Source organism: Photorhabdus sp. RM323S, assembly GCF_042879375.1.
GTDB lineage: Bacteria > Pseudomonadota > Gammaproteobacteria > Enterobacterales > Enterobacteriaceae > Photorhabdus > Photorhabdus tasmaniensis.
This window is the reverse complement of record NZ_JBHFKZ010000029.1, coordinates 1-24,756: the sequence shown is the minus strand read 5'-3', so window position 1 is coordinate 24,756 and position 24,756 is coordinate 1. Positions and strand designations below refer to the sequence as shown.

The window sequence follows — 24,756 nt, the reverse complement described above, 5'->3', positions numbered from 1 at the left end:
TATTGAGAAAATAACAAATGATTTATTTCAATTAAAATCTATTTAAGAATAGTGATTTCAAAGGATTGTAAATTCAGACTCGATCTTCTAAGGTTAAAAGTGTAGGTAAATAACCTGACTGTCATTTTCAATAAAAATATTATTATACAACTGTGTTGTGAATTTTGACTAATTGAATCCTTCTCAATTAGATAATGTTTTCTTTGAATTATATTTTCCTATAGTGATGACTATTTTTTCTTTCACTTTTTTATGAATTAATTTGTTGTTGAAATTATTATCTCCTAATTATATCGTTAAAAAACAACAAAGCTTCCAGAGGTTTTATTGTAAAGTTGCTGCAAAAGCTGAGTAATGGAATTATTTCTATGAGCCGGATATTTCCTGGTTTTATTTTTATAATGTCCAATCTTCAAGGGACAAATCCGGTATCATTGAAAACGCTTTATCGTTCGTTACCATAGTGATCCTTCGGCTAAGTGCGTGAGCGGCGATAAGTTGATCGAGTGCCCCCATAACTTTCCCTTTCTTTTCCATAGCAGCTCTTAGAGTGCCGTAGCTTGCCGCAGCTTCACTATCCCAATCATAAACTTTAATGGAATCTAAAAAGACATGTACCGTGGCTTTCAGCACTCTATTTTGATGTTTAGCAATACCGTAAAGTAATTCAGCTTCAGTAATACTGGAAATGCATATTTCTGACAGTGGCGTACATTTCATTTTTGCTATAACTTGTGGATGTTTCCGGTATAGATAACTAACTGTATTTGTATCCAACATATACATTATTATTTCACTCCAGCAAACGGATCACGATCTGCTATTCCTTGCTGCCGTTCATCAGCATCTAGAAATGTTGAAGGTACAGTTGTCTTTTCAAGTAAATTGAAAAAATGCTCTAAATTATCTGGTTTGGCTGGTTGTTTTGACAGGATAATATTACCGTTATCGTCTCGACGAATATATACACGGTCTGTATCAAACTCAAATTCGACGGGTAATCTTACCGCTTGATTCCGGCCATTTTTAAATAGTTTCGCGATTCTTTCCATCGTAATCTCCTTCTCTAATCATATGCTAAAGCATAGGCCACAAGTAGGCATATGTCAAAGCATATGTTTTAGTATGCTGGGTCGTGCCTTTTACGGTTGAAATTTATGAAGAAATGGCCCTAAGGGAGGGCCATCTATTATATTTCTTTAACAACAAACAATTGCCGGAAAAGGCTTTATGCTTCATCATAATATTCATCGATATAAAGCGTTAGTTCAATTCCTGGTTTTATATCTGTTGTTTTTATGCCATCGTTCCAGTTCATTAAATCCTTAATATTGATACCGTGACGTTTAGAGATACTGGCAATTGAATCCCCTTGGCGGACACGGTAAATAATGGCATTGTCATTATTTATTCTTAATACTTGTCCAATTTTCAACAGTTTGGTGGTTCTCAGATTATTTATGCGTTGTAATTCACGGGTGGAAACATTAAACCGTTTTGCAATAGCGGATAATGTATCACCTGAGCGAACTTTATATTGATTTTGCTTATTTATCCGCCGGTTGTTCTTCGCAACTTCCTGACGCATATTGCCCAGAATAGTTTCATTTGCCAACGAGTTTTTAAACTGATCAACTTTTGCCTTTGGCAGCATGATGTAATGCGGACCGTTAGGTGATGTGACTCCCCGTTTATATCCAGGGTTATATGCTTTAATGGATGTCAGGGACATGCCCGCCATTTCTGCGGCTTGAGACAGTGTGATTTGCTGACCAACATCAATCTGATCAAGTGCTCGTTGATCATTGGATTTTGGCAGTGTAATACCATATTTATCACTGTGACGGATGACATCACTGAGCGCGAGAACTTTAGATACATAGCGCGCAGTTTCTCTTGGCAGCGATAAGGACCAAAAATCGGTTGGTCTACCTTTTGCTGCATTTTCTTTCATTGCGCGCATAACACGGCCTTCGCCGCTGTTGTAAGCCGCAATAGTCAATAACCAGTCACCATTGAACATTTTATTCAGGCGTTTTAACAGATTCAGGGCGGCAGTTGTTGAGGCAGCAACGTCTCGGCGTGCGTCGTACCATTTATCCTGAGTGAGACCGTAATTGCGACCCGTATCCGGGACAATCTGCCACAGACCTGCCGCTTTAGCGCGTGAGGTAGCATGCGGGTTAAAAGCACTCTCCACTATGGGTACCAGTACCAGTTCCATGGGCATATCGCGCTGCTTGATTTGCCTGACTATCCAGTACATATACGGTTCAGCCCGTAAAGTGACATCGTGGAGATAGCTCTTGTTTTTCAGGTAATAATTTCGTTGTTCACGAACCCTGTAATTATCAGGGATCTGCATCCTCAACTCATCACGGATGTATCTCCACAGCTCCTGTTGAGCGCTGGGATCGCCATCCTTCCAGGCAGCAAACTGATTGGTGCCATCAGTTGCTGCTATCTTGCCTGTTTTTAGATTCGTTGAAGACGAATTCTGTACCCGTTGCTTGGCTGTCATTGACCAATCAGGTCCGGATTGACAGCCAACCAGCAAGACAGATGCGAACAGAATCGCTTTTGTCTTCATAATTAATTTTTATAGTTGCTTAAAAGACGAGCAATAATACTTATCTTGGCTTGATATAGCAACTATCTAAATCAGAATTGATCTTTTTGTATTCTTAGCTGACGGAAAACGCTGGAAAGCGGTTGAGAGTGCGGTGTGATCCCAATATTTCTTTGTAAATCAATATCATCACATTTTAAGAAAATATTGATTTTTTTCTCAGTTTGTAACGTGGTTGGTACTGTTGGTTGATTATTTTCCCTCATTTTAGTTACTTTTTGCTGGTATTCGCTGATAGTCTGATTGGGCAAAACAGCATGAGCGAACTTCATATTAGAAATGGTATATTCATGGGCGCAACAGATCAGTGTGTCATCAGGCAATTCAGCTATTTTTCCTATAGATGCGTACATCTGTTCTGCGGTGCCTTCAAAGAGACGTCCGCAGCCACCAGAGAACAATGTATCCCCACAAAAGAGATAAGGGGCTTGATAAAAAGCAATGTGTCCCAGAGTATGGCCTGGAACATCAATAACCAGAAAAGAAAAACAACCAAAATTGATGCTATTACCGCCACGTACTATTATTGTGGCACCTTTGTTCTGGGTTTCTTCTGGGCCGTATACTGGCAGATCAGGGAATTGATCAATAATCCCAGGGACGCCACCAACATGATCGTGATGATGATGGGTAAGTAAAATTGCATCGGGTATCCAGCCACGGGATTTCAAGGTATCAAGAACCGGTTGTGATTCTGCCGGATCAATAATTACAGTGTGTCTATCTTCATCACAAAGTAACCAAATGTAATTATCCGAAAGGGCCGGAATGCTGATAAGCTCCATTGTATACCTCTTATTAACAGCGGTTTATTAAGGAAAAGAAGCCATGAAATCTGCACAGACAACACAGAACATGAGTCCCCCGGCTTCTTGGTCTGATTTACCTTGGGGGGAGTATTACCGTGCCGCGTTGGAACGTCAATTACAACCCTGGTGGCAGAAAATATTTGGTTTCCATTTGTTGAAAATCGGTCATTTGAGTGCTGAAATTGACAGCAAGGCGTGTCCGATTTTTAATCAGATCAATGTGGGTAAGGAAGGAAAGAATATGCAGGTGATTACTGATCCTTACCATCTGCCATTTGAAGGAAAGTCTGTTGATGCTTGTTTGCTGAGTCATGTGTTGGCTTACAGTGCTGATCCTCATCGTCTTTTACGGGAAGTTGACCGGGTGATGATTGATGATGGCTGGCTTATCATCAGTGGTTTCAATTCATTGAGTCTGCTAGGTTTAGGGAAATTAGTACCAGGATTATGGCGACATCAGCCCTATTGCAGCCGTATGTTTTCCCTGATGCGTCAACTTGATTGGTTGAGTCTGCTTAATTATGAAGTGATGTATCGTGGGAATTTTCAAGTACTACCCTGGCGAAATGAAGCCGGCTTTTTTAACCGGCATTCGCCTGTATTTGGTTGTGTAAGCCTGATTATTGCCCGTAAGCGGACACTGCCATTAACGCTAAACCAGATAAAAATGACGCTATTAAGGCCCAAACTGGGGGGGGCCGTTGGTGTAACAAAATGTTACCGAAAGCGCGATTAATCTGTATTTTCGACATACCCGGTATCGGTTTTGGTTGGTGAGTTTGCGGCGGTTCGAGCCAATTCATCACAACGTTCATTTTCATCATGCCCGGCATGGCCTTTAACCCATTGCCAGTCAATATCGTGGCGGGTAATTGCCTGATCGAGACGTTGCCATAAATCGACGTTACTGACAGGAGATTTATCTGCTTTACGCCAGCTGCGCTTTTTCCAATTATGGATCCATTGGGTAATGCCCTGGCGTACGTATTGACTGTCGGTGGTTAAGACAATTTTACAAGGACGGGTTAGGGTTTCCAGGCCAATAATTGCGGCCATTAGCTCCATTCTGTTGTTGGTTGTGCGATAAAAACCGTCACTGAGGGTTTTTTCGTGTTGTTGATAACGTAATAAAACACCATATCCACCTGGCCCTGGGTTTCCAAGACAAGATCCATCGGTGAAAATTTCTACCTGCTTGCTCATATCTGGTAGACTCTTCTTATTCAATCCAAAACCTTAAGTCTGACATAAAAAAGCGTTATGAGCACTGCGATTACACGACAAGTTGTCCTCGATACCGAAACTACCGGTATGAATAAGTTAGGTGTTCACTATGAAGGACACAAAATTATTGAAATTGGCGCCGTAGAGGTTATTAACCGCCGTCTGACAGGCCGCCATTTTCATATCTATATTAAACCGGACAGATTGGTCGATCCTGAGGCATTTGAAGTTCATGGAATCAGTGATGAATTTTTGCAGGATAAGCCGATATTTGCTGATATCGCAGATGAGTTCATTGAGTTCATTCGTGGCGCTGAGTTAATTATCCATAACGCTCCCTTCGATATCGGTTTTATGGATTATGAATTTGGGAAACTGGGCCGTGATATCCCACCAACAGCTGATTTCTGCAAGATTACCGATAGCTTACAATTAGCAAGAGCGTTGTTTCCGGGAAAAAGAAATAACCTTGATGCGTTGTGTGATCGTTATGATATAGACAACTCTAAACGCACCTTACACGGGGCGTTACTTGATGCTGAAATATTGTCTGATGTCTATTTGATCATGACCGGCGGGCAGACTTCTCTTACATTCTCAATGGAAGGGGATGTTTCTGGCAATGCGGGGGGTTCTGAAGTGCAGCGTATTATCCGGCCTCAAACTGCGTTAAACGTTATTTATGCAGCGGATGAAGAACTTGCCGCTCATGAATCCAGATTGGATTTAGTTGAGAAGAAAGGCGGGAGTTGTTTATGGCGTACAAGTTCTGGACAGAGTTAAAATAAAATTGCAGATAAATCACCTTTAAGGGTGAAAAGTTGATCAGGCGCGCCACTTTGTAATAAAAAATATTGACGGGATGATCCTGGGTTCGTAATATCTACCTCGTTCTCAACCAGAACGCTGCGCGGTGCGGTAGTTCAGTCGGTTAGAATACCGGCCTGTCACGCCGGGGGTCGCGGGTTCGAGTCCCGTCCGCACCGCCAAAGATTTCGAAGCCTTGGGTAATCGCCCGGGGCTTTCCCGTTTATGTCATGCAGCAGTCTCTTTATTGGCAATGATGAAATTGCATTAAAATAAGACATAGGGAAGCTACCAGCTTTCTATATTTCTTGTTTCTGCAACCTTTATCAGGAACTTATTTTCTTTACCAGGTCTATAGCGTGATGGCCAAATAGCCGATGGATGTAAACCCAATTCGGTGGCGATTAACGCTTCTCCCTTTGGCCATGGACGATGCAATGCATTACTCAGTGTAGATGATGCCAAACCTGCTTTGCGGGAAACCGCTGAAAGGTTTGTTCCTTGTTTTCTTAAGGCTGCAATAATATCCGCTGGATGCCAATCTTGAATATTCATCATAATCTCCTAATTTTAATTATTAGAAAACACTGATAATAGATAAATTATCAATGTTTTTACCACTTGGTGGTAATTGGGAGACAGATTATCAATGAGGGTTAATTAAAGAGGCTATCGAAACGATTACGTAATAATGGTAACGGTTATTTTTCAACAAAATAAGACCTATATATTGAAGGTGTTTTTGCCGGATGTAAAGGTCATAATTATTATATATTGAAAGTATTCTTGGTTTAATAGCTCGATTGGCTAATAGTTTCTTATTGGTACTTTTGACGCATTTTTTACAGTCTCAAGACAGCATCCATCCAGGGTAATTCACAATCAAAATGCCCCTCAATGTTCAAATCAAGGGGGAATATCTTGTAGCATAGCCATTACTTTATTTTCATAAATAAAATAAGTGCTTTTGTCTTTAATGCTCCAAGGATCGGAGCTATTTTTATTATTCTATTTAAAATAACCTGATTATATAATGGATTGCAATAATTAATTCGTCAAAAAATAATATTTTTGTTTTATCGATATTTGTTAATTAAATTTTTTATTACTTTACGTAAAAATATCATTATATAATAAAATATTAATATAAGTATTATTTGATTTTAAATTATTTATTTGTTGATGTGACGATGATATTGATATCTGGAGGGGGGCTGAGTATTAATCAATGTGGTAGTTGGAAATTGCCTTGAATTGAAGGTGTGTTTCCGTTTAATTGGGTATTTTATCTATCACTTTGCGCCTAATAGTTATGTTTAATTAAATGACCTCTCTCTATAGCGTAATGAGTTTGTTTATTACTCTGATAATGATGAAGTTCATGCAAACCAGTAACGTAAATCAAAGAATTGTTGTTCAGGTGAGATTAAGATAGTTTCCTTAATATCTGGCTTTAAAGATTGCGGTTTGTACGCTGTGCTGAGAAAATTATCCCCCTAAACGTTTTTATCCCACTTGGAGTAGAAAATGACCACTCGTAAAACCCTTGCTAATGCTATTCGCTTCCTTAGCATGGATGCTGTGCAGAAAGCAAAATCAGGGCACCCTGGTGCGCCTATGGGAATGGCTGATATCGCTGAAGTTTTATGGCGTGATTATTTAAATCATAACCCAACTGATCCACATTGGGTCGATCGTGATCGTTTTGTATTGTCTAACGGCCATGGCTCTATGCTGATTTATAGCCTGTTGCATCTCACCGGTTATGACGTTTCTATTGATGATCTGAAAAATTTCCGTCAGTTACATTCCAAAACTCCAGGCCATCCTGAGTATGGTTATGCGCCAGGCATAGAGACAACGACCGGTCCTTTGGGGCAGGGGATTGCCAATGCGGTAGGTTTTGCGATTGCTGAACGTACTCTGGCTACACAATTTAACCGTCCTGGTCATGATATTGTTGACCATAACACTTATGTGTTTATGGGGGATGGTTGCATGATGGAAGGCATTTCTCATGAAGTTTGCTCACTGGCGGGAACGTTAAAACTGGGCAAACTGATTGCTTTCTATGATGACAATGGTATTTCTATTGATGGTCATGTTGAAGGCTGGTTTACCGATGATACCGCAGGTCGTTTTGAGGCTTATGGCTGGCATGTGGTTCGCGGCGTTGATGGTCATAATGCAGATGCAGTCAAAGCAGCGATTGAAGAAGCGCGTAAAGTTTCTGATAAACCTTCATTACTGATGTGTAAAACAGTGATCGGTTTTGGCGCGCCAACCAAAGCGGGTACGCATGATTCTCACGGTGCCCCACTGGGTGACGCAGAAATTGCTGCAACGCGTGAAGTGCTGGGTTGGAATCATCCCCCCTTTGAAATTCCAGCGGAAATCTATTCTGCGTGGGATGCAAAAGAGATGGGTAACGCGAAGCAAGCAACCTGGAATGAGAAGTTCGCTGCTTATGAAAAAGCGCATCCTGAATTAGCCGCTGAATTCAAACGCCGTACCGGTGGCGAATTACCGGCAAACTGGGAAACCGAATCAAAAGCATTTATCGAACAATTGCAACAAAATCCTGCCAATATTGCCAGCCGTAAAGCTTCTCAGAATGCTCTGGAAGCTTTCGGTAAAGTGCTGCCTGAATTTATGGGGGGGTCTGCTGACCTGGCGCCAAGTAATTTGACGATGTGGTCTGGTTCTAAGCCATTGAACGAAGATCAGGCAGGTAACTACATCCATTATGGCGTTCGTGAATTTGGCATGTCCGCCATTATGAACGGTATTGCTCTGCATGGTGGTTTTGTACCTTATGGCGCAACTTTCCTGATGTTCGTTGAATATGCCCGTAACGCCGTGCGTATGGCGGCACTGATGAAAATTCGCAGCATCTTTGTTTATACCCATGACTCAATCGGTTTGGGTGAAGATGGTCCGACTCACCAACCGGTAGAACAGATTGCCAGTTTGCGTGTGACGCCAAATCTAAGCACATGGCGTCCATGTGATCAGGTTGAATCCGCAGTGGCGTGGAAATACGCTATCGAACGTAAAACAGGTCCATCAGCACTTATTTTCTCTCGCCAGAATCTGGCACAGCAAGAGCGTACTGCTGAGCAGTTGGCGAATATTGAAAAGGGTGCTTACATCCTGAAAGATTGTGAAGGTCAGCCAGAGTTGATTCTGATCGCAACAGGTTCAGAAGTTGAATTGGCGGTAGGGGCCTATAATCAATTGACTCAGGAAGGCCGTAAAGTACGTGTCGTTTCTATGCCGTCTACTAATGCTTTTGATAAGCAGGATGCAGCGTACCGTGAAGCGGTATTACCAACGGCGGTTTCTGCGCGTGTTGCAGTTGAAGCGGGTATTGCTGATTACTGGTTTAAATATGTCGGTATGCATGGCGCTATCGTGGGCATGGAGACATTTGGTGAATCGGCTCCTGCTGATCAGCTGTTTAAAGAGTTCGGTTTCACTGTAGAGAATGTCGTCGCTAAGGCTAAAGCTCTGCTGAAATAATGAATTAGTCTAGAAGTGAGCGCATCCGGGGTAAATGTTGATCGGGTGCGCTCTTTTACTTATGCCTCGCAGATTCCGGGAACGGCTAGTTTTTGAAATATGTGCGGTGACCCGGTTATCCCATCGGGATACTTGGCGAGCTTCGCCTGAAATTCTGGATTAGTGAATGCAGCGCGAAAACATTCCAAATTTTCCCAAACAGCATAGTTCATGAACGTACCACTGCCAGCGATCCCGCGATGTAATTGTGCGGAAATCAGGCCGGTTTGTGCCAGCATATACTCCGCATCTTCCTTCCAGGCCGCCTCCAGGATGTCTGCCTGTGCGGGATCAACATGAAATATGTTCATCAGTACTATGGAACCATCGGTGTTCGAAAATAATTGTTCCCGCATGGTCACGTGGGTGTCCATTTCTTCTAGCTTTAGCATCTTTATCTCCTGAAAGTGACTTGTTTGTATTTATGTTTGTTTTACTATTCTGCCGGAGTGAGCCGTGCGATTCATGCGGTTCACGACGGCGACATGCCAACATAGGTATGAAGGTTGTGCAGCGATCCGTTGGTGCGTCGTACTTTTAGTCGAATTCTTTGTCGTGATTGATAAACCAATCCTCAGTACTGTCTGGCATCGATGGATCTTCCAGTCTGGCCTCCAGGCTGAGTAATGTGTCCAACGTCACTTTCAGCTCGTTGAGTTCAGTGTCTTTCACGAGCGATTCCATCCATTCGGTTTCAAGCGACGTCGCCGTATCAAAGGTACGCTGACCAAGCTCAGTGAGTCGATAGAGCGGTGAGCGTTCGTGTCGGGGATTAATGATGGCTTTCACCATTCCTGCCTTCAATCCAAGATTCAGTTGTTTCTGCGCACCTTGGCGTGTGATGCGCATCGTTGCGGCAATCTGCGGCGCTGAGAGTGGATGCGGTGCGAGTGCAATCGCACTGAGTACCTGCCATATCGCGCTCGTGATACCCAACGGGGCAACGAGCTTATCCCCTTTAGAGAGCAGTCGGGCATTGAGCCGGAATACCGCCAATGTGATTTCGTTGAATATCTCAGACGCCGGAGTTTTCCTGATCGACACGATTTACTTCCTTTCCTAGACTTCAATAAACGACAACCAGTTTCCATATATTGAAGCTGGTTGTCAATATTTGAGCGAATGGTATTGATAGATCAATGTATTGGGTTTGATTTATATCAAATGCTGTCACAAAAAAGTGACAGTTGATTGTCGTATTCATCATTTGTGGATTAAGGTCGTTGTTTAATCTATGCAGGCTCTTATGGCACGTTTTCCATTTCGTGAGTTTACTATTGCCATCAATCTACTTTTCCCTTAATCTCATTGTCAGTAGCTGAATCGTTTCATTTTGTTGTCTGGAGAGGTTTTTTGTGCCACAGTTTTAGCAATTTTGTGATAAACAATCAGTACATTAGTGATTGAGTCAGTTATCCTAAACGGTTGCGTGGTAATAACTATATTCAGGGAGTAACATGACAATCAAGGTAGCAATAAACGGTTTTGGCAGGATAGGGCGCAGTATTTTACGTGCTCTTTATGAGTCTGGGCGTCGGGCTGAAATTGCTATTATTGCTGTTAATGAGTTGGCCAATGCCGAAGGGATTGCTCACTTGCTGAAGTATGACTCCAGTCACGGTCGTTTTGCCTGGGATGTGCGGTTGAATAATGATTTGTTGCAGGTTGGTGACGATAATATTCGTCTGTTTCATCAACCCGATATATCGGCATTGCCCTGGCAAGAATTGGGGATTGATATTGTTCTTGATTGCAGTGGGATATATGGCAGCAGAGCTGATGGGGAAGCGCATCTTGCCAGTGGCGCAAAAAAGGTGCTGTTTTCTCATCCGGGTGGTAATGACTTAGACGCGACGGTGGTTTATGGTGTGAATCAAGACTTACTGACAGCGGAGGATCGCATTGTATCCAATGCCTCTTGCACCACCAATTGTATTATTCCCATCATTAAATTATTGGATGATGCATTTGAGATTGAATCTGGCACAGTGACAACAATTCATGCCTCAATGAATGATCAGCCTGTGATTGATGCCTATCATCAAGATTTACGGCGTACCCGGGCTGCCAGTCAGTCTATCATTCCGGTGGATACCAAACTGGCCGCAGGGATAACCCGGATTTTTCCAAAATTCTGTGACCGTTTTGAAGCCATCTCAGTACGCGTACCAACGATTAATGTTACTGCTATTGATTTGAGCGTTACAGTAAAATCTCCAGTGAATGTCAGAAAAATCAATGAATTAATGCAAAAATCAGCTGCAACTTCATTTCGTGGTATAGTTGACTATACCGAATTGCCGTTAGTTTCAACGGATTTTAACCATGATCCCCACAGCGCGATTGTTGATGGCACACAAACGCGGGTTAGTGGGCAACATCTGATTAAGACATTAGTCTGGTGTGATAATGAGTGGGGTTTTGCTAACCGAATGTTGGATACAACGTTAGCAATGGCTGCTACGGGTTTCAAATGATCTGTTGCTGACAGACGGTGCATAATAATAGATCTGCACACGGCACAAGATTAAACAATTTAGAGAATCAACGAGAGGATTCACCATGTCTGTAATTAAGATGACCGATTTAGATCTGGCGGGTAAGCGGGTTTTGATCCGCGTTGACCTGAACGTTCCGGTAAAAGATGGCAAAGTCACCTCTGATGCGCGTATCCGGGCTTCTTTGCCGACCATCGAAGCAGCATTAAAACAGGGCGCTAAGGTTATGATTACTTCTCACCTCGGCCGTCCTACTGAAGGCGAATATAATGAAGAATTCTCGCTGAAACCAGTAGTCGATTACCTGAAAGAGAAATTATCTTCCCCGGTTCGTCTGGAAAAAGCGTATCTGGAAGGCGTGGACATAGCGGAAGGTGAGCTGGTTGTTCTGGAAAATGTTCGCTTTAATAAAGGTGAGAAGAAAGACGACGAAACTCTGGCTAAAAAATACGCTTCTCTGTGTGATATTTATGTCATGGATGCATTCGGTACGGCGCATCGTGCTCAGGCTTCTACCCACGGTGTGGCTAAGTTTGCTCCTGTAGCCTGTGCAGGTCCTCTGCTGTCCGCAGAACTGGAAGCATTGGGTAAAGCGCTGGATAAGCCGGCCCGTCCAATGGTTGCTATCGTTGGTGGTTCTAAAGTTTCAACTAAGCTGACCGTATTGGACACCCTGTCCAAAATCGCGGATCAACTGATTGTGGGCGGAGGTATCGCGAATACTTTTGTTGCCGCGGAAGGCCACAATGTGGGTCGTTCACTGTATGAAGATGACCTGATCCCAGAAGCGAAAAAACTGCTGATAAGCTGTGATATTCCAGTGCCAACTGATGTTCGTGTGGCAACAGAATTCTCTGAAACTGCGGAAGCCACCTTGAAATCGACCGGCGATATTAAAGATGATGAGCAAATCCTCGATCTGGGAGAGGAATCCGCTCAACGTCTGGCAGATATCTTGAAAAACGCTAAAACTATTCTGTGGAATGGCCCGGTTGGTGTATTCGAATTCCCTAATTTCCGTCAAGGAACTGAAATTGTCGCCCGCGCAATTGCTGATAGTGACGCATTCTCTATCGCAGGTGGTGGCGATACGCTGGCAGCGATCGACCTGTTCGGTATTGCTGACAAAATTTCTTACATCTCTACTGGTGGTGGTGCTTTCCTTGAATTTGTCGAAGGAAAGAAACTGCCTGCGGTTGTGATGCTGGAAGAACGTGCAAAACAGTAATTAAGTCATGACGGGCAGTTTTATCTGCCCGCTCTAAACAGGACCCACGTAACATGTCTAAAATTTTTGATTTCGTAAAACCGGGTGTCATCACTGGTGATGATGTTCAAAAAGTGTTCGCAATAGCCAAAGAAAACCACTTTGCGTTGCCGGCAGTAAACTGTGTAGGTACTGATTCAATCAACGCAGTGTTGGAAACGGCCGCCAAAGTTCGTTCTCCTGCCATTATTCAGTTCTCTAACGGTGGTGCTGCTTTTATTGCCGGTAAGGGTGTGAAAGCTGAAGGTCAGCAAGCGGCTATTCTGGGTTCAATTTCGGGTGCTCACCATGTTCATCAGATGGCTGAACATTATGGTGTGCCTGTGATCCTGCATACTGACCACTGTGCGCGTAAACTGCTGCCGTGGATTGACGGCTTGTTAGATGCAGGTGAAAAGCATTACGCGGCGACGGGTAAACCGTTGTTCTCTTCCCATATGATCGATCTATCAGAAGAATCGCTGGAAGAAAATATTGAAATTTGCAGCAAATATCTGGCTCGTATGGCAAAAATCGATATGACGTTGGAAATCGAGTTAGGTTGTACTGGTGGTGAGGAAGATGGTGTTGATAACAGCCATATGGATAGCTCCGCTCTATACACTCAACCGGAAGACGTTGCTTATGCTTATGAGAAGCTGAATGCTATCAGCCCACGTTTTACTATTGCGGCTTCTTTCGGTAACGTTCATGGTGTTTATAAGCCTGGCAACGTTAAACTGACACCAAAAATTCTGCGTAACTCGCAGGACTATGTTGCTGAGAAATTCAATTTGCCACACAACAGCTTGGACTTTGTTTTCCACGGTGGTTCCGGTTCGACAGCGGAAGAGATCAAGGAAGCGGTCAGCTACGGCGTTGTTAAAATGAATATTGATACCGACACCCAATGGGCGACTTGGGAAGGTATTCTGAACTATTACAAAAAGAACGAAGGCTATCTGCAAGGCCAGTTGGGTAATCCGGAAGGCGCAGATAAACCCAATAAGAAATTCTACGATCCACGGGTATGGTTGCGTGCCGGTCAGGTTTCTATGATTGCCCGTCTGGAACAAGCGTTCAAAGAATTGAATGCGATTGATGTGTTGTAATTAGAATTATTGTCGTAAATAAACAACCCCTGGAAGAAATTTCAGGGGGATTAATATTTATAGCTAATTTGATTATTTATTTTGATCTAAATAATCTAGCACTCTTTTGGTGACATGATTTAGAAAATCTAACGCGGTAGTCTCCCATAACTCTGGATCAAAGTCATATTGATACCGATCTTTGAACTCTTTTTCTAAATCTTTAGCATTATGAATAAAATCCTCAATCTCCTCTAATAATTCTCTTTTCATCCCCTCAGTTGTCGTCTCAAGATAGTCATTTATTGTGTCATCAATTTCCGGGCCAAATATAAATTCGCAATCTTGATTAAAGTAAGCGCCGATTAAACGATTGAGTTCCATTTTTCTTTCCTATGTTTCAATTAAATTTTGGAAACGCTGTCAATATATAGTATGGTTGACCATTATACTCAGAATGAACTAAAACAACTCTGATTTTATATAATTTTTCCGCATTTTGTGAGCCTTTAATAACACCAATGCCGACAGGCGTATGTGAGATGTAATCTATCTCTAGCTTTAATTCTTTTGGAGCATATTTTAGCATGGAGGTTATTCTAAATTGATTCGATTTTAAGGCTTTTGAAATTGCTGTCTCTGCTGTTTTTATATCATAGAAAGAACTTGATGCTCTCATTGATTTAGATGCTAAAAGTCGAGCTTTTAGTTCCTGCTCTGATAATCCAACATGTTTAAGCAAAGTATGGCCTCCTGGCTTTAACCCAGTCTCTGATTCATGTTCAATTAATTTAATTCTGCCTACCCGTACAGAAGCAACTCTAACCGCACCTACCATTGAAGCAAATGAGAGCGGTACAGCGATATCAACGGTGAGCCCTATTTCAGACGCGGTGTAGTCATCAGCACCAAACTCTTTTGCTAATTCTACCGCCTCTCGATAAGTTTCGGTCGTTGTTTCTCTACCGGTTATCATTTGATTGGCAGAAGCATTCATTACATCAAGACTGTGTGCCCCGATAATAACGCAACCAACTTTGGTTAATGTTGTTGGATCAGGTGCAATGCAAAGCCCTCCGGCACCAATGAGCTCAACCACTCCAGCGGCTAAACCCGCTCCGCCTAATATTCTATTACTCCAAGTTTCCTCTTCTGTAATGGTATTATCCGACAGAATTGCCGCTAGCTGAACTGGCGATAAAACAATGCGTAACCCATTTTCAAATTCTGAGTCAACAGCGTCATCAGTTAAGTAATTGGTATTATTCACGTTAATAAATCCTGTCATCTCAGCGGCGGTAAGAATCTATTGAGCGGCGATATAGCTAATTCTCAGGCCTTTTGTTGGTATCGAATGTATCAAGGATCGTCACCAGTGTAGATCAAACCTTGTTTTTCACCTTTTCAGTGTTGAATAAAACATATTTTTCATACTGGTTGCTCCTTATACTGGATTTGTCTGATTTTGCTTCGCTTCTGTGGAGAAATCAATCAAAAATTTATAAATTTAAAATAATTTACATTAGTTAATAAGGAGAGTTAAGGAAGAAACAGGGTCAAGAATGCGATTGATACTATTCAATATCACAATGCCATAAAATTATTTATATTTTATATCATATGGTTAACTTTATTTTCGTGTTTTTATTTACTCAATGGATATAGGGTTATAAGGGCATAGGTATAAGTAATCATCAAATTTATTAATTTCTTCTGCTAAAATTAAAATATATTTCTATGAACAACTAATATAATAGAAAAACAAGCTATAAGATGAACTTTTCCTTAATAGCTTGTTTTTAAAGATGTTTGTTGACTCCCCCTTTGAATCTTTATTTATTCAGGGAGGAGTGGTATTCAGCAAGTGGTATTATCTTCTATTTGAGATTCTGCTCGAAATTCATGAAGCTCTCCTCATTCCTAATTTTTCAGCAATAGCCGCAGAGCGAATATTAATAGCGTCTGTTGATATTTTATTTATATTTTGTCCTTTTAATGATTTCTTTATGGATTTTATTGTCAGGAATTTTCCAACACCTTTGAAATTATATTCTCTATTAGTTGCAATAGCTGATTCTGTTTCTTGCAACATAGCTCTTTCTTCATTACTGAATTGAGTGTAGGGATGAGCTAATGCATAGTTGACATGTAGTTCTGTTTTTTTATTTTTTACATCATGATATGTTTTAACTTCCATTGCTGCATAAATTTTTCTTTCACCGGTATAATTGTTTTTTTCACTTTTATCCATTAAAGCAAAGAAGTCTGTTTCTGCATAAAAATCAGGGTGATTGCTTCTATATTTATGTCCTTCTCTGTACTCTGATATCGTATCCTTTATCGTTTTTACCATATAGCCAGATATGTCAGATCCTAACGAAAGATTTTCCTTTGATTTTTCCGAAAGGGCTGTATTTGCTTCAAGCCTGCTATATATTATTTGACTTTGTTCTATACTTTTTAGCAATTCTTCATGACCAAGTAAATAGCCGGAAGGATTGGAGTCCCCTACGCGAACAACTTTTAATGATTTATTTTTTGTATAACTGCTTTCTCTTTCATCCCATTTAACGACATGTGAGCTTCGTGCCGCTAATTTAAATTTTAATTTATCAAGTGAACTCACCTCTTTGGTATATTTTCCTGTTTCTGGTGCTAATCCATTTTCATCTTGTAAGCTAACTGGATTATTTCTTACCATCCGGTATAAATTCAGTCCATCAATTGTTCCTGCCGGGTCTGCACTTAACCATCTGCCTGTCCACGGTTGATAATAGCGGTAACCGTAATAATACAGACCGGTGACATCCCGCTCTTTACCTGAGTAACGAATGGTTTTATAACCGGCCTCTATCTGGCTGTTTGCCGCCCATAATGCGGTACCACCAAATGGGTAATATTCTTCCTCACTGATAATCTGTCCCTGATTGTCCAGTTCAAGCTGGCTGGAGCCGATAAGGTTATCGTAACTGTAACGTAGCTGATTGTTGTCGATACCTTCTGGTTTTCCGTTCTCCCAATACAATGCCCGCACCTGTGCGCGACCGGCTTCACCTACGGTGATAACTTGCAGGTCTTCTATTATGGTAGTGCTGTTTTGTGTTGTGCGTAGCTCTAATCCAGGCAGATAAGTGACTCGCTGCTGCGTGGTATTTTGTGTTTGCTGTTGATTGACTTTCAGCCGCCGCATCCCGTCACTGTCATAGCGATACCACTCGTTTCCTGTGCCGTTATTGACTTGCTTCAATTCGCCTCGTGGTGTCCACACCAGAGCCTGTCCGGGCAACAGACTGGTTTGATGACCGCCAGCATCGAACAGTGCATCAACTTTGTTTGGATCGGTCGTCAACGTGCTGAGAACCCCCCGATTGCTGTGATTTGAGATCGTTATATCTGTCGTGTAGTTGTTTTGAGTGGCCGGTGAGCTGTGCCGGATTTGCATCAGATTACCGCTGTGATCGTAACTGTAGCGGCGAGTATAGTTGGTGTAAGTGTTGTTATCAGAAGGTAGCGCAGGTGAAGGAAGTTGATTACTTTGCTGACTAATATTCGCCATTTCACGCCCTGTCGCCGTGATAAGCTGATACAGGGAGTCGTAAGTATAAGTATTCTCTGGCACCACTTTTTGATTGCGCCAGAAGCGGGTGGCTTCTGCGTCATTACGGATACTGATGACATTGCCTACCGGGTCATATTCATAGCGTAAATCCTGTAACACCTTGGTATCTGACGAACGGCGGGTGGTGATACCGATAAGCCGCTGAGTTTCCGGTTCATAGCGGTATTCAGTGATAACCCCGTTACCGTGCTCTTCGCGTAATTTTTGTCCGGCGGCGGAGTAGGTCAGGGATTTGATAATAACTTGTTCATTCTGGCCTTTTAGTGTTAACCAGCTCCCTTTTAGTTGCCCGGCCACATCATAGGTTAGACGTTGTATATTTCCTTTTGCATCGGTTTGGCTCAACAGAGCGCCAGTTGTATCGGTTTTACTTTGGGTAATATAGACATCGTTGCTCAGTTTCTTCTGCCAGATGCTCTGGTCTTCACCTGTCCAATCAGCTTCCTGACCATCAAGCAACAACCGGTGGGATTGTGATAAAACGGTACCTGTCAGGGAAAGGCTGTTCAGTTGAGTTAATCCCGCGGTATCGTAATGGCTAACACACTGACCGGCGAGGTTGAGATTTTTCTCGGTGGTTGTATTGCCTGCCCAGATAAGGCGTTCGGTAATTTTCTCTTCCGTCTGCATTTGCTCGGTGATCGCGAGCAGGCGACCGGGCAGCGTGCTGTCTTCATAACGATGGTTTTGGCGGACACCGGTTGCATTGATGATCAATACCGGGCGGCCTTCAATATCGCTGAGTGTGATAGTCCGGCCGGCATCAACACTTTCTTCACGCAGGACATTGCCTGCCAGATTAAAGACACGAATGAAATTCGGGCCGCTCTGGTTTTTGTTCTTGCGTGGATCGGTACTTTTTGCCTGAAATCCCTGAATATTGAATTCATAGAGAGTGATCAGTTCGTTACTGTTTTCATTTGCTTGAATACGTAGATATTCCAGAGTGCGTACACTTAACTTCCGGTTATCCAATACACTGATCGATGGTGTCTTTTTGTCAATTGCAGATTGATAACTGCTCATATTTTCGCTCCTGAGGCTATTTTAATCTTTAAGATAATTTAAGTTACGACAACAACCGAAAAGACATTATCACTAAATGAGCAGGGAAAGCGATTTATCGTGATGTTATTAATGCAAACACTGTGGTGATTTTTGAGATTGTGCTGGTGGGGGATTAAAGTTTCAGATAGTGGGTATGAGCTGCTAACCATCAGGAAAATAAGTAGTTATCAGATTTGGTATGTTAATAGGGCTTAATAACGAATGATTTATATTTTAGCTTTAAAGATAAGCAAAATTTATTAAGCAGCGGTAGTAAGAACATCAATTACATTACTGTCTGTCATTTATTGAAGTACCCATCCACATAACAAAGAGGACGTGTTATGAGTTTTGCATTCGATATGGCGGATTATCATATTCTCACTGAGAAGTTAGGCATTACCACGTTAAGCGAAATTGCCGGCTTTTCCTTTGAGCAAGTGTGCGAGGCTGCGGCCGGCACGCTAAGTATGGGGGAGTGTCGTGCAGTATTTGATGCTGTGGTAGCCCAGCAATCGCTTGAAAACACACAGGTACGCCGCATCCTGGCGAAAGCCAATCCTCAGTTTAGGAGTGCGGTCACGCTGGATATTCCAACTGAAGAAGTGCAGTTTTATAGCAACAATTTTATTCCTGAACGTAATGAGTCGTTTGTTAGGGAAGGGGATGTGGCATCTATGTTCTCCCCAGCGGCCTATTTGACTGAATTATACCGTGAAGCGCGCTATTTACATGATCCAAACTCCTTTCACCATCTGGATAGACGCCGCCCGGATCTGGGGGAACTGGTCCTCAGCCAACAAAACATGGAGGAGGCGGTTTCTACCCTGTCTCTGTCCAATGATATCTTGGTAGCGGGTATTAAGAAAAAATTCAGCTTTAAAACCGATGTTGAGGTGTACCAAAAGCTGGTTCACCATCTCTATAACAACCAGCATAGTTCGTATCATGCGGCGTATGACATTATTCGCCAGGTCTTGGTCGCCAAGAAAGTGTCGTTGCCGACCTTGTTGTCACTGGATAACCGCCCGGATCAGGCTGACCGCGTGTTGCCGGTTGCTATGGAGTTGGGGATTTCACCTGGGAATTATGCACTTCTGAGCCAGAGCGGGATACAGAATAGTGCTGATGTATTGTACAAGAGGATGTTTGGTGATGTAGCCCCGGGATCGCTGCTGAATGCGCAGGCACTAGCCGGATATTATGACCTGCCTGCGGCAATGTTTGAGAACATTCTGACTGTACTTGAACCGGAGGTGTCTGATACAGAAGGTCAATACATTGATGATGTTCTGACATATGTTGGCTCAATTAAGCCGTTGCGATTTACCCGCATTACACGCGTCAATAAGACAAATCCTGGGGCGCGTTCCTTAAATCCGGAGATCCGGGTGACGAGTGAAGGAACTTTGCAACTGAGTTTTATTTGGAGCACAAATGCTGCGAATTTCAATGTGAAGGTTAATGGAGAGTCTGTATGGAACAGCTACGATACTGGGACAGATCGATATAAATCCCATACAGTTGACCTTAATTCTTCTTTGCTTACAGTGGATAGCCTAAAGGTTACGGTATTCGAATATGATGTTGACCAAGGTTATTCTCATATTTTTACCATTGAACGCTACTCCTCCCACAATGCTTTGCTGTATTTGAATAGTTTGGTGTTACTGCATAGAACGACCCGGCTTTCATTACCTACTGTCTTTCAGGTGTTTGAGCGTCATAGTAAGACCTTAAACGAAGCCATGTTGAACTCTCTGGATCGCGTTAAGCGTTATGTTGCCCGTTACAATATCAAGGAAGAGCAGGCTTTGGTGCTTGCCAACTTCGATATTTCCCAACATGTTGTTGATGGACAGGCAAGTCAGTTTGATGTGTTGTTTAACACTCCACCGCTTGATGGCAAACATTATGTTCTGGGAGGTGACAAAATGGACACCAATCCTGGTAAAGAGCATGCCAACCATAACAAGAGCATATTAAAACGTGCCCTTAAGGTTGATGATGTTGGCCTTAATAAACTGCTCTATGTTGTTGATCCAATAGATACAGATGGATGCTTTGCCAATAATATCGGCAACATTTCGGATATGTATTGTGCGGCGCTATTAGCGAAAGTTCACCAGCTTTCTGTGGCTGAACTGGATGTGTTATGCAAGACGCTCGGTTACAGCAAAACAGCAATTTATGATGTTTCTGATGATGCACTCGCCACATTGGTGGATAACGTTTACCAGACGGTCATGTGGTTGTGTAAACATAATCTGAGCATGGTTGATTTGGTGCTTATGACCACCTCTACCTATGACACCGCTCAAATCCCGGAAATCGAAAACCTGGTGAGCACACTGGTTACAGGTGTACAAGAAGCGACATTGACAGGGCACAAGCTTAAGGCTGCGATGGCTCCACATTTAGCGTCAGCCCTGGGGCTATCTTCCAGTGAAGTGGCACATAATCTATTGATTTGGCTGGATTCATTGACTAAAGGTTCGGTAGATAGCATGTGGGGGATGATTCAGAATCTGGATACCGGCAAGCCGTTTACCGTTGATGGCAAAGTGATTACGTTCTGTCACCGGTTGGCCCAATTGTCACTGATTTATCAACGTCTGCAACTGAGTGAGCGTGAACTGATGTTAATCGTGGCGAAGCCGGTTTTGTTGCAAAAGGGTATGATTGTTGTCAACAACGATGTGCTTTCACTTATAAAGTTGTCCCGTTTCCATCAGTGGATAATTAAGCTGGGAGCACAGGCTTCATCAGTACTGATGTCGTTGTTAAAAGAAACACTGACTGTAGAGCAGGTTGCTCAGGCAATGGCGGCAGACACCAAGGCTATGCAATTGGCGGCTGAACAGGTGAATTCGTCGCTGAAAGCTTCTCCATTACTGGATATGACCACGGTGGAACGTGTGCTGCAATGGCATGAGGCAACACAGACGCTGGGGATTTCTCCGCAGGAGATCGCTCAACTGTATCGTCTGAGTTATGCCACATCGATAAAACAGGATGGGGCATTAATTGAAGGCACTCTCTACGAAGATTGGCAAAAACGGGCTACGGCACTGGTTGCACGTCTGAAAGAGACTCAATGGTTGGTGGTCATGAAGATCTGTGATGAAAGATTGAGCACTGCACTGTGCGAATTCTATCTGAATCATGTCGTTGACAAAAACTTTAATCTGCGTACTCGGGATGACCTATATTCCTATTTGCTGATTGATAATCAGGTGAGCGCTGAGGTAAAAACCAGCCGGGTAGCTGAGGCAATGGCGAGTATTCAGCTGTATGTTAATCGTTGCTTACAGCAGTCCAGCCGGGAAGCGAGTGTTAAAACTGCGGCTCTGAGTCGATCTTTTATCAAAGAGTGGGAGATCTATAACCGCCGCTACAGCACCTGGGCAGGTGTATCCCAGCTAACCTACTTCCCGGAGAACTACGTCAATCCTACCCAGCGGATTGGTCAGACAAAGATGATGGATACCTTGTTGCAGTCCATCAATCAGAGCCAGCTTTCGACTGATACGGTTGAGGATGCTTTCAAGGCGTATCTGACGGAGTTTGAGCAGGTAGCAAACTTGTCCATTGTCAGCGCCTATCACGATGCTTTGAACCTGGATTCTGGCCTGACCTATTTTGTGGGCAAAAACCAGGATGCCACTCCGGCCTATTATTGGCGCAGTGTGGACCATGATCAGTTCAAGGAGGGAGTGTTCCCGGCTACGGCCTGGAAGGAGTGGAAAGAGATCACTTGTGCTGTTACACCGATAGCAGACCTTATCCGCCCGGTTATGTTTAACACCCGTCTGCATCTAATGTGGCTGGAGCGCCGCGAGGATGCCAAGTTGCAACAGGTCAAAGAAAAACAAGAAGAACAAAAACCAGCCTGGGTTTATGAGTTAAAGCTGGCATACCTGCGTTATGACGGAACCTGGAGTGCGCCATTGAGCTTCGAAGTTAACTTGAAAAGCGGGCTACCAAAAGAGGCGGGTTTGTACTGTACGGTGTCCCGGGGGAGCAACAGTTCTCTACAGGTTATGGTGTATGAGAAACTTGCCCGGGCTAATGAATACACTGTCAGCCATGTTCGTTATTCTTGTGCCATTGATGGGGGATTTCAACTTGTGTCGGCTATGGCGACCGATGCATTGGTGAGGGCTGTCAGACATGAGCTTGATACTATTGAGGTGCCCAGAGTCGCTAATCATTTTGCGTCTGGACAGTATGAATTTACAAGTGACACGGTGAAATTTACCGATAAGTATACTAACAAGAAAATTACGCTGGTTGGGCAGAGTATTACTAAGAATACAGAAACGAATAAGTACATATTTAAAGGTCAGCTCCGTGATGTCGCAGCTATAGCGCCCGGTAAGTCTCTGTTGTCACTGCCATCGGGCATGAGACTGGAATTTACCATGCGACAAGTGTTGCAACATGCTATGAACCGTAGAATTGGCAATATTTATCTGCTGCAAGCGGTGAAGGACGGTAAATATCTGACTTTGGGTTGGTTCTTGGGAGAAGGAAATGAAGGCGAATTCTTTTATGCTAAAGACCCGAGTTTTCCGTCCGTACGCTTATTTATAGATGGATATGTCAGAGCTACCTTGGATAGAACAACGGGGAATATTCCGGGTTTTTCTAAGATGTTGGGTAACATATGGGTGGGTATCTCTCTTGAATCTGTTTCGGCAATTAAAGCGCCTTCCCCCATCACTTTGCGTGAGACGCGTGCTTTTCCGCTCATTCTTATTGCGGGTGGCGGCATTGATCAGGGAGAAGCAGGCCGTACGACAATTGAGGTTAATCCCGGTCAGACTACCTATGACGTCGAGTTTGATGTGGACTTGAGAAGTTTAGAGGAGAAAGAGCGTCAGAGTCTTTCCTTTGATCTGTTGTGCGCTGATTTTCCTGATTTACTGTTGGCTGAGATTATTACCCGGCTGGTTATCACCACTAAAAAAAGCGATGAGAGCAACGTTATTCAATTGGTAACGAATAAAGCTGGTGCCCAATATATGATGTGGGGGAAGGGGGGAGAATTTAAAACCCGTTTAAACACTTTGTTTGCCCGCGAATTAATGCGCCGCGCTAACCGGGGGTTGGATACCATTCTTAGCCTAGAGACACAGAGAATCCTTGAGCCTGCTCTGGGTATCAATGATGATAACCGATTGGATCAGGCGATGGACTTTGCTGGAGCCAACGCCCTCTATTTCTGGGAACTGTTTTATTACACTCCGATGCTGGTGGCACAGCGTTTGGTGCAAGAGCAGAGTTTTGACCAGGCGGCACGTTGGTTAAGTTATATTTTTAATCCTGGTAGCATCGATCCCAATGACAAACTCTGGAAAGTACGTCCGTTGCTGGAAGATACCCGCTGGAATGACACACCGTTGGATTCCACCAACCCTGATGCGGTGGCACAGGCAGATCCGATGCACTACAAGGCGGCTACTTTTATGCGCTTGTTAGAGTTGTTGCTGGCCCGTGGGGACAGTGCCTACCGCCAACTGGAGCGGGATACGCTGGCAGAAGCCAAAATGTGGTATGTGCAGGCGCTGGCATTGATGGGCGAAGAGCCGGTCTCTGCGGCTATCTCTTGGAAAGCACCGGTGCTGAAAAGGGCTGCGGAGCAATCAGCGACACGTTACTCAGCTAATTCTCTGACCAGGATATTCTATCCACAACAGAATGGACGTTGGGAAAGTTTGCGCCAGACATTAAAACAACGCTTGTACAACCTGCGTCACAATCTGGCGCTGGACGGCCAGCCATTGAGTCTGCCACTGTTTGCTGAATCGGTTGATCCGGCAGTGTTACTGAGTGCGGCAACGGCATCTTCGCAAGGTGGTGTGGCTTTACCGACGGTCAATACCTTGAGCTTGCGTCGTTTCCCGGTTGTGCTAGAAGGCGCTCGCGCAATGGTGTCACAGCTTTCGCAACTGGGTAGTACCCTTTCTGGGGTGATAGAACGTCAGGATGCGGAACAGATGGCGGTGTTGATGCAAACTCAGGGCAAAGAGCTGTCGGCTCAGAGCGTTGATATGCAACAAAAAAACCTGGATGAATTGGCTGAGGAGACGAAAGTACTGGCAGCGTCGCTGGCGGGGGTTGCACAGCGTCACGCTCACTATAGCGCCCTGTACGATGAAGATGTTAACGTTGGCGAGCAAGCGGCTATGGGTCTGCGTATTGCTTCGGGGGTGACTCAGA

Annotated in this window: 18 protein-coding genes and 1 tRNA gene; 8 read left to right on the top strand and 11 right to left on the bottom strand. The window is 43.5% G+C overall.

Translation table 11 applies throughout. The features are described from left to right. Nucleotides 1-396 precede the first annotated feature (396 nt). From ACGF7G_RS13090 to gloB, 4 genes are all read right to left on the bottom strand, one after another. A complete protein-coding gene (locus tag ACGF7G_RS13090; RefSeq protein ID WP_387466023.1) occupies nucleotides 397-786 on the bottom strand; it encodes a type II toxin-antitoxin system VapC family toxin in 390 nt (129 codons plus the stop codon). A 2-nt stretch (nucleotides 787-788) separates the two neighbouring features. Beyond that, on the bottom strand, nucleotides 789-1,052 hold the full coding sequence (locus ACGF7G_RS13085; protein ID WP_133815492.1) for an antitoxin: 264 nt from the start codon (nucleotides 1,050-1,052) through the stop codon (nucleotides 789-791). Between the two features lie 176 nt (nucleotides 1,053-1,228). Continuing rightward, complete coding sequence (gene mltD, locus ACGF7G_RS13080) at nucleotides 1,229-2,590, bottom strand: murein transglycosylase D (RefSeq protein ID WP_387466020.1); 1,362 nt, start codon at nucleotides 2,588-2,590, stop codon at nucleotides 1,229-1,231. 71 nt (nucleotides 2,591-2,661) lie between these two features. Next, complete coding sequence (gloB, locus tag ACGF7G_RS13075; RefSeq protein WP_133815490.1) at nucleotides 2,662-3,414, bottom strand: hydroxyacylglutathione hydrolase; 753 nt, start codon at nucleotides 3,412-3,414, stop codon at nucleotides 2,662-2,664. 43 nt (nucleotides 3,415-3,457) lie between these two features. Between gloB and ACGF7G_RS13070 the strand changes: the two genes are divergently transcribed. Further along, nucleotides 3,458-4,174 (top strand): class I SAM-dependent methyltransferase, encoded by a 717-nt coding sequence (locus tag ACGF7G_RS13070; protein ID WP_387466019.1) that lies wholly within the window; start codon nucleotides 3,458-3,460, stop codon nucleotides 4,172-4,174. Here ACGF7G_RS13070 and rnhA read toward each other — a convergent pair. Further along, complete coding sequence (gene rnhA, locus ACGF7G_RS13065; protein ID WP_387466018.1) at nucleotides 4,171-4,641, bottom strand: ribonuclease HI; 471 nt, start codon at nucleotides 4,639-4,641, stop codon at nucleotides 4,171-4,173. The two genes, ACGF7G_RS13070 and rnhA, sit on opposite strands and share 4 nt — an antisense overlap. 57 nt (nucleotides 4,642-4,698) lie before the next feature. On the opposite strand from rnhA, the gene dnaQ reads away from it, so the two are divergent. Further along, a complete protein-coding gene (dnaQ, locus tag ACGF7G_RS13060; protein WP_387466017.1) occupies nucleotides 4,699-5,445 on the top strand; it encodes a DNA polymerase III subunit epsilon in 747 nt (248 codons plus the stop codon). A gap of 129 nt (nucleotides 5,446-5,574) precedes the next feature. Next, nucleotides 5,575-5,651 (top strand) — tRNA-Asp (locus tag ACGF7G_RS13055). A gap of 106 nt (nucleotides 5,652-5,757) precedes the next feature. Here the strand turns inward: ACGF7G_RS13055 and ACGF7G_RS13050 are convergent. Continuing rightward, entirely contained in the window at nucleotides 5,758-6,024 is a 267-nt protein-coding gene (locus ACGF7G_RS13050) for a helix-turn-helix transcriptional regulator (protein ID WP_133815696.1), read from the bottom strand. 972 nt (nucleotides 6,025-6,996) lie between these two features. On the opposite strand from ACGF7G_RS13050, the gene tkt reads away from it, so the two are divergent. After that, the gene (gene tkt / locus ACGF7G_RS13045; RefSeq protein ID WP_387466015.1) at nucleotides 6,997-8,991 is read left to right on the top strand and encodes a transketolase; all 1,995 of its coding nucleotides are present in this window, start codon (nucleotides 6,997-6,999) and stop codon (nucleotides 8,989-8,991) included. A gap of 59 nt (nucleotides 8,992-9,050) precedes the next feature. Here the strand turns inward: tkt and ACGF7G_RS13040 are convergent, their stop codons facing one another. After that, nucleotides 9,051-9,422 (bottom strand): antibiotic biosynthesis monooxygenase, encoded by a 372-nt coding sequence (locus ACGF7G_RS13040; RefSeq protein WP_023044239.1) that lies wholly within the window; start codon nucleotides 9,420-9,422, stop codon nucleotides 9,051-9,053. A 145-nt stretch (nucleotides 9,423-9,567) separates the two neighbouring features. Further along, on the bottom strand, nucleotides 9,568-10,074 hold the full coding sequence (locus ACGF7G_RS13035) for a MarR family winged helix-turn-helix transcriptional regulator (protein ID WP_387466012.1): 507 nt from the start codon (nucleotides 10,072-10,074) through the stop codon (nucleotides 9,568-9,570). Nucleotides 10,075-10,487: 413 nt separating this feature from the next. Here ACGF7G_RS13035 and epd point away from each other — a divergent pair, with 413 nt between their 5' ends. From epd to fbaA, 3 genes are all read left to right on the top strand, one after another. Then, entirely contained in the window at nucleotides 10,488-11,507 is a 1,020-nt protein-coding gene (epd, locus tag ACGF7G_RS13030; protein WP_387466010.1) for an erythrose-4-phosphate dehydrogenase, read from the top strand. Nucleotides 11,508-11,592: 85 nt separating this feature from the next. Beyond that, nucleotides 11,593-12,756 carry a phosphoglycerate kinase gene (gene pgk, locus ACGF7G_RS13025; protein WP_387466008.1) on the top strand — a complete coding sequence of 388 codons (1,164 nt, stop codon included), beginning with the start codon at nucleotides 11,593-11,595 and terminating at the stop codon, nucleotides 12,754-12,756. 53 nt (nucleotides 12,757-12,809) lie between these two features. Continuing rightward, complete coding sequence (gene fbaA, locus ACGF7G_RS13020) at nucleotides 12,810-13,886, top strand: class II fructose-bisphosphate aldolase (protein ID WP_133815480.1); 1,077 nt, start codon at nucleotides 12,810-12,812, stop codon at nucleotides 13,884-13,886. Nucleotides 13,887-13,958: 72 nt separating this feature from the next. On the opposite strand, the gene ACGF7G_RS13015 is transcribed toward fbaA, so the two are convergent. The 3 genes from ACGF7G_RS13015 to ACGF7G_RS13005 form a co-directional block, all read right to left on the bottom strand. After that, nucleotides 13,959-14,249, bottom strand: a complete 291-nt coding sequence (locus ACGF7G_RS13015; RefSeq protein WP_133815479.1) for a contact-dependent growth inhibition system immunity protein — start codon at nucleotides 14,247-14,249, stop codon at nucleotides 13,959-13,961. 16 nt (nucleotides 14,250-14,265) lie between these two features. Then, complete coding sequence (locus tag ACGF7G_RS13010; RefSeq protein WP_387466006.1) at nucleotides 14,266-15,135, bottom strand: RNase A-like domain-containing protein; 870 nt, start codon at nucleotides 15,133-15,135, stop codon at nucleotides 14,266-14,268. 630 nt (nucleotides 15,136-15,765) lie between these two features. Beyond that, the gene (locus tag ACGF7G_RS13005; protein ID WP_387466004.1) at nucleotides 15,766-18,510 is read right to left on the bottom strand and encodes an RHS repeat domain-containing protein; all 2,745 of its coding nucleotides are present in this window, start codon (nucleotides 18,508-18,510) and stop codon (nucleotides 15,766-15,768) included. A 365-nt stretch (nucleotides 18,511-18,875) separates the two neighbouring features. On the opposite strand from ACGF7G_RS13005, the gene ACGF7G_RS13000 reads away from it, so the two are divergent. Further along, the coding region (locus ACGF7G_RS13000; protein WP_387466002.1) for a neuraminidase-like domain-containing protein at nucleotides 18,876-24,756 on the top strand (5,881 nt) is incomplete at its 3' end.